Origin of the sequence: Ferrovibrio sp. (genome assembly GCF_019636075.1) — a bacterium.
GTDB lineage: Bacteria > Pseudomonadota > Alphaproteobacteria > Ferrovibrionales > Ferrovibrionaceae > Ferrovibrio.
In genome coordinates this window covers 1-11237 of the sequence record NZ_JAHBYG010000069.1, presented here as the reverse complement: position 1 = coordinate 11237, position 11237 = coordinate 1, and the positions used below count along the sequence as shown (strand labels likewise).

At 59.1% G+C, this 11237-nt stretch carries 11 protein-coding genes; 6 read left to right on the top strand and 5 right to left on the bottom strand.

Translation table 11 applies throughout. The annotated features are described in order from the left end of the window. Positions 1–50: 50 nt before the first annotated feature. A complete protein-coding gene (locus KF827_RS18955) occupies positions 51–2210 on the bottom strand; it encodes an RNA degradosome polyphosphate kinase (RefSeq protein ID WP_291009002.1) in 2160 nt (719 codons plus the stop codon). A 155-nt stretch (positions 2211–2365) separates the two neighbouring features. Here KF827_RS18955 and KF827_RS18950 point away from each other — a divergent pair, with 155 nt between their 5' ends. Beyond that, the gene (locus KF827_RS18950; RefSeq protein WP_291008999.1) at positions 2366–2893 is read left to right on the top strand and encodes a histidine phosphatase family protein; all 528 of its coding nucleotides are present in this window, start codon (positions 2366–2368) and stop codon (positions 2891–2893) included. Here the strand turns inward: KF827_RS18950 and KF827_RS18945 are convergent. Further along, on the bottom strand, positions 2890–3213 hold the full coding sequence (locus KF827_RS18945; protein WP_291008996.1) for a type II toxin-antitoxin system RelE/ParE family toxin: 324 nt from the start codon (positions 3211–3213) through the stop codon (positions 2890–2892). The two genes, KF827_RS18950 and KF827_RS18945, sit on opposite strands and share 4 nt — an antisense overlap. Beyond that, positions 3210–3497 carry a type II toxin-antitoxin system ParD family antitoxin gene (locus KF827_RS18940; protein ID WP_291008993.1) on the bottom strand — a complete coding sequence of 96 codons (288 nt, stop codon included), beginning with the start codon at positions 3495–3497 and terminating at the stop codon, positions 3210–3212. The genes KF827_RS18945 and KF827_RS18940 overlap by 4 nt, the downstream gene beginning before the upstream one ends. 45 nt (positions 3498–3542) lie before the next feature. Between KF827_RS18940 and KF827_RS18935 the strand changes: the two genes are divergently transcribed. Beyond that, complete coding sequence (locus KF827_RS18935; protein ID WP_291008990.1) at positions 3543–3725, top strand: DUF4169 family protein; 183 nt, start codon at positions 3543–3545, stop codon at positions 3723–3725. Between the two features lies 1 nt (position 3726). After that, entirely contained in the window at positions 3727–4614 is an 888-nt protein-coding gene (locus KF827_RS18930) for a DMT family transporter (RefSeq protein WP_291008987.1), read from the top strand. Positions 4615–4621: 7 nt separating this feature from the next. Here the strand turns inward: KF827_RS18930 and KF827_RS18925 are convergent, their stop codons facing one another. After that, positions 4622–5332, bottom strand: coding sequence for a DnaA/Hda family protein (locus KF827_RS18925; RefSeq protein ID WP_291008984.1), 711 nt, complete (start codon positions 5330–5332; stop codon positions 4622–4624). Positions 5333–5494: 162 nt separating this feature from the next. Then, positions 5495–5944: a cytochrome c gene (locus tag KF827_RS18920; protein ID WP_291008981.1), complete on the bottom strand. Its 450-nt coding sequence runs from the start codon at positions 5942–5944 to the stop codon at positions 5495–5497. 239 nt (positions 5945–6183) lie between these two features. Here KF827_RS18920 and KF827_RS18915 point away from each other — a divergent pair, with 239 nt between their 5' ends. From KF827_RS18915 to KF827_RS18905, 3 genes are all read left to right on the top strand, one after another. Beyond that, positions 6184–6765 (top strand): TIGR00730 family Rossman fold protein, encoded by a 582-nt coding sequence (locus KF827_RS18915; RefSeq protein WP_291008978.1) that lies wholly within the window; start codon positions 6184–6186, stop codon positions 6763–6765. A 115-nt stretch (positions 6766–6880) separates the two neighbouring features. Next, positions 6881–8092 (top strand): NADP-dependent isocitrate dehydrogenase, encoded by a 1212-nt coding sequence (locus tag KF827_RS18910; RefSeq protein ID WP_291008975.1) that lies wholly within the window; start codon positions 6881–6883, stop codon positions 8090–8092. Between the two features lie 241 nt (positions 8093–8333). Next, a partial coding sequence (locus KF827_RS18905; protein ID WP_291008972.1) for a type ISP restriction/modification enzyme occupies positions 8334–11237 on the top strand: 2904 nt, incomplete at its 3' end.

Genomic DNA, 11237 nt, shown 5'->3' with positions numbered 1-11237 from the left:
CCGAATTGGAACCGATGTCGATGACACCGAGCGGCAGGAAATCGTGCATGCTAACCGGATTTAAGTTTCAAACGAGGGATGGATTTCGGCGATTTCAGTGCCTTGCCGCGGCCCGAAAGCGACGGGTTGGTCATGAAATAGGTATGGGCATTGAAGGCATCGGGTGCATCGCTGGCCCGCTTGTAGAGATCGTCGGGCCCCAGATACCAGCTTTGCGCCTCGTCTTTCAAGTTCGCCACCAGAATCTGATCCAACACCTGCTCATGCACAGTGGGATTGGCGATCGGGATCAGCACTTCCACGCGGCGGTCGAAGTTGCGCGGCATCCAGTCGGCAGACGAGATGAACACCTTGGCTTCCGGCGATGGCAGGCCATGGCCGGCGCCGAAGCAGACGATGCGCGAATGCTCCAGAAAACGCCCGATCAGGCTTTTCACGCGGATATTCTCGCTTAAGCCCGTCACGCCCGGGCGCAGGCAGCAGATGCCGCGCACCACCAGATCGATCTGCACGCCGGCCTGGCTGGCCTCATACAGCGCATCGATGGCCGCCGGATCCACCAGGCTGTTCATCTTCGCCCAGATCGCCGCCGGACGCCCGGCCTTGGCATGGGCGATTTCGTCGTGGATCAGCTCGATCAGGCGCGGACGCAGGGTGTATGGCGAAATCGCCACCTGCTTCAGGGTTTCCGGCGCCGCATAGCCGGTGAGGAAGTTGAACAGGCAGGTGGCGTCATGCCCAAGGTCGTTGTCGTCGGTGAAGAACGACAGGTCGGTGTAAACCTTGGCGGTGATCGGGTGATAGTTGCCGGTGCCGAAATGCACATAGGTGGTCAGCGAACCGCCCTCGCGGCGCACCACCAACGAAATCTTCGCATGGGTTTTCAGTTCGATGAAACCGAACACCACCTGCACGCCGGCACGCTCCAGATCGCGCGCCCATTTGATATTGGCGGCCTCGTCGAAACGCGCTTTCAACTCCACCAGCGCGGTCACCGACTTGCCGGCCTCGGCGGCCTCGATCAGCGCCTTCACGATCGGGCTGTCGTCGGAGGTGCGATACAGCGTCTGCTTGATCGCCACCACCTGCGGATCGGCCGCCGCCTGGCGCAGGAACTGCACCACCACGTCGAAGCTCTCGTAAGGATGGTGCACCACCAGATCCTTGGAGCGGATCGCCGCGAAACAATCGCCGCCGAAATCGCGGATACGCTCCGGGAAGCGCGGATTGAACGGCGGGAATTTCAGGTGCGGCAGATCGTCCACGATCAGCTTCCTGGTATCGGCCAGGCCCAGGATGCCATCCACCGGCACCACGGCCTGCGGCGACACTTCCAGTTCGTCGCACACGAAACGGCGCAGATCGTCCGGCATGTCCTGGTTGATCTTGAGGCGGATCACGGTGCCGCGCCGGCGGCGCTTCAGCGCCGTTTCGAACAGGCGCACCAGATCCTCGGCCTCTTCCTCGATTTCGATATCGCTGTCGCGCGTCACGCGGAACAGGCCGCGGCCCACCGTCTCGTAACCCGGAAATAGCTTGTCCATGAACAAGCCGACCAGGTTTTCCAGCGACAGAAAACGAATCTCATCGCCCGGCAGGCGGATGAAACGGTCCACCTGGCTGGGCAGCGGCAGCAACGCATTCAGGCTGCGACCGTCACGGATCCGTCGCAATTGCATCACAATGGCGAAACCCAGATTGGGTATGAACGGAAACGGATGCGCCGGATCGATGGCCAGCGGCGTCAGCACGGGAAACACATGCCCGAGGAAATAATCCTCCAGCCATTGCCGCTCGGTTTCGCTGAGTTGCGCAGGTTCCAGCACGGTGATGCCGGCCTCGTTCAGCTCCAGGCAGAGCGAGCGCCAGCAGGCCTGCTGCTTGGCCATCAATTCCGCCGCCGCCTCGTTGATGCGGGCAAGCTGCTGAGCCGGCGAAAGCCCGTCCTGGCTCACTTCCTCGATGCCCGCCTTCACCTGGCCATGCAGGCCAGCCACGCGCACCATGAAGAATTCATCCAGGTTGTTGGCCGAGATCGACAGGAAGCGCAGCCGCTCCAGCAGCGGGTAGCGGGTGTTGTTGGCCTCCTCCATGACCCGGAGATTGAAGGCCAGCCACGACAATTCGCGGTTGATATAGCGTTCGCGCGGGCTGATCTGGGCGATCCCCGGGCTGGGCTGGTAGGGTGTTGCAGCTACAGTGTTCGGCATGTCGGAGAATCCTGTTTTTCCCGACCGGACAGGCGCGGCTGCGCCCAATCCCGGCTTCGGGTATAGGTGTAACGGGCAAATATGTCAAAGCGGTGAAACCGCCTTAATCGGGCTGTTGAAATCGCCAAGGCCTTTGCCGAACAAGGAGTTGAGCGATGTTGCGTCTGTGGCTGCTGCGGCATGCCAAATCGGCCTGGAACGACCCCGATCTGGATGATTTCGCCCGTCCGCTGGCGCCGCGCGGCAAAAAGGCCTGCCGCCGCCTGGGCCGGCATCTGGCCGAGCGCGGAATCCGGCCTGACCTGGTGCTGTGCTCGCCGGCCGCCCGCACCCGCCAGACCTGGGAAAGACTGGCCAAGAAGCTGCCCGCCGATATCGTCTGCCGTTTCGATCCCGGGCTATATCTGGCCGACCGAAAGGCCCTGCAGGCCCTGGTGCGCTCGGCCCCCACCGATTGCCGCGAGTTGCTGCTGATCGGGCATAATCCCGGGCTGGAGGATCTGGCCGCCCTGCTCTGCGGGTCCGGCGCCAGCGATGCGCTGGACCGCCTGATCGCCAAATATCCCACCGGCGGCCTGGCCGAAATCAGTTTCGCCGCCAAACGCTGGGCCGAGGTAACGCCGAAAAGCGGCCATCTCGCCAGCTTCGTCACCCCCGCGATGCTGGAAGCGGACGACAATTAATCCGGCGCATTCAGCCATCCGGGTATGTCGCGCTGGCCATGCAGCACACGCCACACATCGATATGGCTGGTCTGCTCGATATAAAAAATCAGATAGGGGAAATCGCTCAATCGCCAGCACCGCAGGCCGGGCAGATCAAGCTCATGGCCATAGCGCGGCGAGCCGGAAGCCGGGTGGTGGCTGATATGCGCATAAGCTGCCTGAAGGGCATCCACAAAGGCCAGCGCAATCTCTGCCGAGGCTTCGTTTACATAATAGCCGAGGGTATCTTCAACATCCTGGTGCGCACGCTGCCGGGGGATGACAGGCTTATGCCTCACCCTTTGGCGCCAGGTCTGGTCCCGGATTTGGTCCCGGGTTTGGTTCCGGGCTTGATGCTGGCACGGACATGCTGGCGCAGGCCATCGAAATAGCCCTGGTCAACCGCTGTCATGGGCACGGAACCAGCGCCCTCCAACAACAGCCCGCGCAGTTTCACCCGGTCCTGATCCTTGCGGATCAAGGCACGCACGTATTCGCTGCTGGTGCCATAACCACGCTCGTCGACCTGTTCATCAACGAAGGTCTTCAAGCTTTCGGGCAGGGAAATGTTCATGGTGGTCATGGATAGCATCTTTACGCTTTTGGCAAAATTTGGCAAGATCAATCCATGGCCGAGATCGTCAATCTGAACAAGGCGCGCAAGGCGAAAGCCCGGCAGGACAAGGCCGTGCAGGCCGGTGCCAACCGCGCCCTGCATGGCCGCAACAAGGCCGAGCGCGAAGCCGAGCGCCGGCAGGCCGAACGTGCCCGCCGCGAGATCGATGGCAAGCGGCTGGACCAGACCGACTGACATGCCAGATAGCCTCAAGCTTGCGCCAGGCAACCCCAAGCTTGCCGTGGCTCTCTGGGCGCTGGTCGGCTGCTGCGTGTTTTCGCTGGTCTACGCTTCGGGCAAGCTGAGCGGCGGCCTGGTGCCGGCGATCCAGATCATGTGGCTGCGCTATTGCTCCGGCTTCATCACGGTGAGCGGCATCGCCGTGGTGCGGCGCGAATCCCTGCGGCAATTGCTGGACACCCGTAAACGCCACCTGCATGTGCTGCGCGCCTGCTGCGGCGTTGGCGGCGGCGCCTGCAATATCTATGGCGCCACCCATATGCCGCTGGCCGATGCCTCGGCATTGGCGCTGCTGCAAGGTGTTTTCACCATGGCTCTGGCCGTGCTGCTGCTGGGCGAGCGGCTGTATCCGCGCCAGATCATCGCCGGCCTGCTGTGCCTGGGCGGTGCCCTCGTGATCGTGCGCGGCGACCATGCCGCCGGCTTCAGCCTCAACGGCCTCGCGCCCTATGCGGTGATCCTGGGCGCCCTGCTGGTGGCCTGCGAGGTGATCCTGATCAAGCTGCTCACACGCGGCGAAAGCCTGCTGTCGATGGTGCTGCATGTGAACGGCATTGCCGCGCTGCTGTTTGCGCTGCCGGTGCTGTGGTTCTGGCAGGATGCGCCCTGGCCGGTGATCGGCGCACTCTGTCTGCTGGGGCCGATGGCCATACTGGGGCAGATGTGCAATGTGCGCGCCTACCGGCTTGCCGATGCCACCTTCCTGGCGCCGCTCGGCTACAGCACGGTGGCCTTCTCCGCCCTGATCGGCTGGGTGGCCTTCAACGATCTGCCAGGCCTTGCCACCTGGGCCGGCACCGCACTGATCGTCACTGGCGGCCTGGTGTTGCTGCGGCGAGGCTGAAACGCGCTTATTCCGCCTCCAGCAGGCGGCGCACCAGGCCGATGGTAACGGCGCGCTGCTCGGCCAGGGCTGCCGCATCCAACCGGGCCACCCAAAGCCGGGCGGCATGGAAAGAGCGCTCCATGCGCGGCAGCAGATAGGCGATCACGCCCTCGCCGACCGCCAATTGCCGGTCGGCAAACAGCTTCACCATCACGGCGGCCAGCAATTCGTCGTCAGGCTCATGAATTTCGGCCAACGGCAAAGCCTTCAGGCGCGAGGCCAGATCGGCCAGCGCCACATTCCAGGCTGCCGGCGGCTTGGCGGCAGTGAGCAGCAGGCCGTGGCCACGCTCGCGCATCAGGTTGATCAGATGGAACAGCGCCACCGGATCGGCGGCCTCGGCATTATCCAGCGCCAGGGCGGCCCGGGCCAGGTCGTCCACCGCAGCCTCGGTCAGCATGCCGCCCTCTGCTAAACCGGCGCCGGCCTGTCCGCACCAGATATGCGCCAGATGGGTTTTGCCGCTGCCCGGCGGGCCATGCAGCAGCAGGATGCCGCCCGGCCAATCCGGCCAGCGCGCCAGCCAGCCCAACGCCGCATGGTTGCCCTCGGCGGGCAGAAAATCTTCCGCGGCCCAGGATTCCGGCAAGGCCAGCCCCAGGCTCAACTGGCGGCCGGATTTGCCGTCAAGCTTGTCGCCGGATTGGCTGGCTGGATGATGGGGCTGATCGGTCAAAACGGGCCTCGAACGCAAAACATCTGAGGCGGTTTATAACCCATATGGCCGCAGCGGCCATATCTCCCTCAAAACGAAAAAGGCGGCGGGCAGGATATTGCCTGCCACGCCGCCTCTTCTGGTGGGAAACCGGCCAGTAGGCAGCCGGCTGTGGGAACCCCATTAATCGTTGCGATAGGCCTTGTGGCACGCGCCGCAGGCGGCGCCCAGAGCGCCGAAACCAGCTTTCACGCCATCGATATTGTTAGCGGCAGCAGCCGTGGCGATCGCCGTGGCGGCATCTTCGGCGGCCTTCATCTTGGCGGTGAAATCGGCCATGTTGGCCCAGATTTCCGGCTTGGCCTTGGTGTTGCCCTTGTCGGAACCGGCGGGGAAGAACGAAACCTGCTTGGCGGCTTGGGCCGCGAGAGCCTGGGCAGGGGCTGCGGCTTCGGCTGCCGGGCCGTTGCTGTCCACCACGCGCTTGATCGCGCCGGCGGAGGTGCGGAAAACCTGGAACCCGTCCTTGCGCGACTTGATCGCATCATCGGCCTGGGCATAAGCAAGGCTGCCAACGGTAGCGACTGCCAAGGCCAAGCCGAGCGCAAGAACAGGTTTACGCCAATATGCCATGTTATGAATCCTTGATTGGGGCAACCGGCTGCTGGACCGGATCACCAACCTGTATAGCCCGACAGGGTAGGATTCGGCGAAGGGACATTTTTCACTTCACGGAAAATTTTATCGGGAATAAAGCCTGGATTGGTGTGTCTGTCGCCTTGTGGTTGCCGGCCTGGATACTGGCGGCAGCCTCTAAAATCAGGTAGGCAACGGACATCAAATCCTTCCCGACTTTGCGAGTGGTTCGCGGCATGCATATCAAATCGGTTTGCGTTTATTGCGGCTCGGCCCTGGGCGAGAGCCAGGTCTACACCGCCCAGGCCCAGATCCTGGGCCGCCTGCTGGGCGAAAACGGCATCCGGCTGGTTTATGGCGGCGGCCGCATCGGCCTGATGGGCGTTGTGGCCGAGGCCGCGCTTGCCGCCGGCGGCGAGGTGGTGGGCATCATCCCCGCCCATCTGCATGACTGGGAAGTGGGCCATACCGGGCTGAGCGAATTGCACGTGGTGGATTCCATGCATACCCGCAAGCGGATGATGGTGGAAATGTCGGATGCCTTCATTGCCATGCCCGGCGGCATGGGCACGCTGGACGAATTGTTCGAGGTGATCACCTGGAAGCAGTTGAAGCTGCATGGCAAACCGATCCTGGTGATGAATGTGGAAGATTACTGGCATCCCCTGCTGGCACTGATCGACAGCGTGGTGGAGCGCGGTTTCGCCCGGCGCGGCGCCAAGGCGTTTTTCGATGTGCTGCCGGATGCCGATGCGGTGCTGGCCGCCCTGCGCGCCGCCCAGCCGCCGCAGGTACCCACCAAGCCCGACAAGCTTTGAAAGCCGGCAAGCTTTAATTTCCCGGTTTCCCGGCCCCTCCCGGGGCTTTCCGGGGATGGGCCGGAAGTGGTAGTTTCCCGCCACTCCCAACTTTATTCTCAAGGCAGAGGACAGCATGGCCAAGATCAAGGTGAAAAACCCGGTCGTCGAACTCGACGGCGACGAGATGACCCGCATCATCTGGAAATTCATCAAGGAGAAGCTGATCCTGCCCTACCTGGATGTGGATCTGCTCTACTACGATCTCGGCGTCGAATACCGCGACCAGACCAACGACCAGGTGACCATCGATTCCGCCCATGCCATCCTCAAGCATGGCGTTGGCGTGAAATGCGCCACCATCACGCCGGACGAAGCCCGCGTGAAGGAATTCAATCTGAAGGAAATGTGGAAGTCGCCCAACGGCACCATCCGCAACATCCTGGGCGGCACCATCTTCCGCGAGCCGATCATCTGCAAGAACGTGCCGCGCCTGGTGCCGCATTGGAACGACCCGATCGTGGTCGGCCGCCATGCCTTCGGCGACCAGTATCGCGCCACCGATTTCCGCTTCCCCGGCAAGGGCACGCTGACCATCAAGTTCGTTGGCGAAGACGGCAAGATCATCGAGAAGGAAGTGTTCAAGGCGCCCGGCAGCGGCGTTGCCATGGCGATGTACAATCTGGATGATTCCATCCGCGATTTCGCCCGCGCCTCGATGAACTATTCGCTGGTGCGCGGCTGGCCGCTTTACCTCTCCACCAAGAACACCATCCTCAAGGCCTATGATGGCCGCTTCAAGGATCTGTTCGAGGAAGTCTACGAAAAGGAATTCGCCGACCAGTTCAAGAAGGCCGGCATCACCTACGAACACCGCCTGATCGACGATATGGTGGCCTGCGCCATCAAGTGGTCGGGCAAGTTCGTCTGGGCCTGTAAGAACTACGACGGCGACGTGCAGTCCGACGTGGTGGCGCAGGGCTTCGGCTCGCTGGGCCTGATGACCAGCGTGTTGATGACCCCGGATGGCAAGGTGGTGGAAGCCGAAGCCGCCCATGGCACCGTGACCCGCCATTACCGCGAACACCAGGCCGGCCGCGAGACCTCGACCAATCCGATCGCCTCGATCTTCGCCTGGACGCGCGGCCTGATGCATCGCGCCAAGCTGGACAACAACCCGGACCTGGACAAGTTCGCCCACACCCTGGAGAAGGTTTGCATCTCCACCGTGGAAGCCGGCTTCATGACCAAGGATCTGGCCATCCTGATCTCGAAGGATCAGCCCTGGCTGACCACCCAGAAGTTCCTCGACAAGATCGACGAGAACATGAAGCTGGCCCTGAAGTAAGCCAGCGCAACCCTACCCGCTTCCGAACCGCCCCGGCCAAAAACCGGGGCGGTTTTTTATGCTTCATTCGAAATGTTAGATTGGATGAACACAAAATAGTGCCAGCCGAATATCTAAGTCTACGATTAATATCTCACAGCGGTTGGCGACCGCACCCGCAAATATATGTTTTTATAACTACATACTCTCTTGCAGCCGTATGCATTTCCACGTTTAGTCGCAGGCGGCACAGGAGAACACAATGCTAATCGCTGACTTCATTACCAAAGTGCAAACTGTCCACAAGACTGGAGCCGCGACCGAACACTCCTACCGCTCTGCGCTGGAAACATTACTTAGCAGCCTTGAAGAAAACATCACAGCTTTAAACGAGCCCAAACGCGTAAAGTGCGGTGCCCCAGATTTCATAGTGCAGCGTGGTGAAATTGTTATCGGTCACATTGAGGCCAAAGACATTGACGTCGATATCCGAGCGATGAAGGACGGCAACAAAGAACAACAACAGCGCTACCTCAAGGCACTACCAAACCTGATCTACACCAACTGCCTTGATTGGGACTTTTACCGAAACGGCCAACGCTTTGCGTCAGTAACTATAGCTAATTACCTGCTGGGCATTCAGCCTAAACCGGAAGAGTATAATCGGCTTGAAAATCTGCTACGTGAGTTTATCGCCCAAAAACCCCAGACCATCACTTCGTCGCGCACTCTAGCTGAAATGATGGCGGGAAAAGCAGGGCTCATCAAGGATATTCTGTTCAAGGCGCTGCGTGAAGACAAAGACTTCCGTAGTGATCTCGGCGGGCAATACCAAGCGTTCCGCAAACACTTGATCCACGACATCCGACCTGAGGATTTCGCAGATATTTATGCCGAAACCATAGCCTACGGTATGTTTGCAGCTCGTTTGCACGATGCCTCTCTTGCCACCTTCACTCGGCAAGAAGCGCTTGAGTTGCTGCCCAAATCTAATCCCTTCTTGCGCAGCCTGTTCAGCTTTGTGGCCGGCCCAACCCTGGATGATAGCATCCGCTGGATCATTGACGACTTAGCAAACATTTTTCAGGCCGCAGATGTAGCAGAACTGATGAAGGATTTCGGCAAACTGACCGGACAAAGCGACCCTTTTTTGCACTTTTATGAGGTCTTCCTTGCCGCTTACAATCCGGCCAAACGCAAGGCTCGTGGTGTCTGGTATACTCCCGAATCCGTGGTCAGCTTCATTGTTCGAGCTGTGGATGAGGTTCTACGTACCGAGTTTGATCTCATAGAAGGCCTAGCCGACACCTCGAAAGTAACAATTGACTTTGATAGTGGCCAAAGTGACGCCAAGGGTAAGCCAATCACCCATAAACGAGATGTCCACCGCGTACAAATCCTTGACCCGGCCACAGGAACCGGAACCTTTCTGGCCGAAATCATTAAGCTGATAGCCCCCAGAATCAAAAACCCAGCGGAAGGCATGTGGTCAAACTACATCGAACAGGACCTGATCCCTCGTCTGCACGGCTTCGAATTGTTGATGGCCTCCTATGCCATGTGCCACATGAGGCTAGACATGATACTAGGCGAGCTAGGCTATAGGCCCAGCAAAGCTCCACCACGGCTGTCAATCTATCTAACCAACAGCCTTGAGGAAGGTGAACGAGATGTTCGCGACCTATTCATGGCGCAATGGCTCACGCGCGAGGCCAAAGAGGCGAATGTCATCAAACGTGACATGCCTATCATGTGCGTTCTTGGAAATCCTCCCTATTCTGGGGTCAGTTCTAACAATGGCACGTGGGCAACCAATCTGATTGCCCCATATAAGATGGAACCTGGCGGCAAGGGGAAGTTGAAAGAGCGGAATCCCAAATGGATCAACGACGACTACGTAAAATTCATCCGATTCGCTGAACGCATGATTTCCAAAACAGGTAAAGGCGTTCTGGGCTTCATCACCAATCATAGCTACATCGATAGCCCTACTTTCCGGGGGATGCGCTGGCATCTGATGCAGAGCTTTGATAAGCTTTACATCCTTGATTTGCACGGAAACTCAAAGAAAAAAGAGATATCGCCGGACGGCACAAATGATGTCAACGTTTTTGACATCATGCAGGGTGTCGCCGTTCTGATCGGCGTGAAACACCGCAGGTCAAACGATGTGGCCCAAAAAACTCCGGTTCCTGCCGATGTATTCCACGCTGAACTCTGGGGACCTCGGCGATATAAATATGACCGCCTACGGCAATCCGAATTGAATAATTTGTCATGGAAAAAGCTGGACCCTGATCCGAAATACCTAATGTTTTATCCAATTAACCGAAAGCTCTTAGAAGCCTACGACGAAGGATTCGATCTGGCACAATTCATGCCAATGAATCAAATAGGCTTCCAGTCGCATCGGGATGACTTTGCTGTAAGCTTCGACAAGGCGGCAATAGAAAAACGGCTTGCCGATATGCTCGATGATCGCTTGTCTGACGATGATCTGCGAAAGCGGTATGGCATAGCCGACAACAGGGATTGGCAAGTTTCTACCGCTCGAATCCGAGCAAAGGCGGATGCCACCCTAGAGGAACGTATTGTACCTTGCGACTATCGGCCCTTTGATCGCCGCTTCTGTATGCTAGACGAAACAATGATGGACTATCCTCGGTGGTCCCTGCTCAAGAATGTCCTGCCTTCCACTAATTTCGGCCTAAACTTTGTGCGTCAAACCAAAGCCAATTCGTGGCAACATGCAGTTGTATCTAAATTTCCAGCCCCCGCTGTCTTTGTAGAAATCAAAGATGGGGCAAATTTCGCTCCACTCTATGTGCAGGAAGACATTGACCAAACGCAACGCGTTAACTTCGATGCTAGGCTTTGGAAGAAACTGCAAGCGGCGGCGAAAGATGATGCCCACGGCGAGCCCGATGAATTGGCAACCTTTGATTATATCTATGGCGTCCTACACTCCGCCACATATCGCACAACTTTCGCCGAGTTCCTTAAGATCGATTTCCCCCGCATACCGTGGCCCGCCTCACCAGCTGAGTTTTGGAACATAGCTGAGAAGGGGGGGGAACTACGCCGCCTGCACCTGATGGAACCCGTAAGTATTGGCGACGCTCCTTATCCATTCCGCGGTGAGGGTAGGGCTATCGTAACTGAGCCT

Bases quoted from the DNA above. Each gene is read 5' to 3' on its own strand.
- KF827_RS18950 (WP_291008999.1), top strand. From the start codon at position 2,366: ATGTTGCGTCTGTGGCTGCTGCGGCATGCCAAATCGGCCTGGAACGAC.
- KF827_RS18935 (WP_291008990.1), top strand. From the start codon at position 3,543: ATGGCCGAGATCGTCAATCTGAACAAGGCGCGCAAGGCGAAAGCCCGG.
- KF827_RS18940 (WP_291008993.1), bottom strand. From the start codon at position 3,497: ATGACCACCATGAACATTTCCCTGCCCGAAAGCTTGAAGACCTTCGTT.
- KF827_RS18910 (WP_291008975.1), top strand. From the start codon at position 6,881: ATGGCCAAGATCAAGGTGAAAAACCCGGTCGTCGAACTCGACGGCGAC.
- KF827_RS18955 (WP_291009002.1), bottom strand. From the start codon at position 2,210: ATGCCGAACACTGTAGCTGCAACACCCTACCAGCCCAGCCCGGGGATC.
- KF827_RS18930 (WP_291008987.1), top strand. From the start codon at position 3,727: ATGCCAGATAGCCTCAAGCTTGCGCCAGGCAACCCCAAGCTTGCCGTG.
- KF827_RS18920 (WP_291008981.1), bottom strand. From the start codon at position 5,944: ATGGCATATTGGCGTAAACCTGTTCTTGCGCTCGGCTTGGCCTTGGCA.
- KF827_RS18915 (WP_291008978.1), top strand. From the start codon at position 6,184: ATGCATATCAAATCGGTTTGCGTTTATTGCGGCTCGGCCCTGGGCGAG.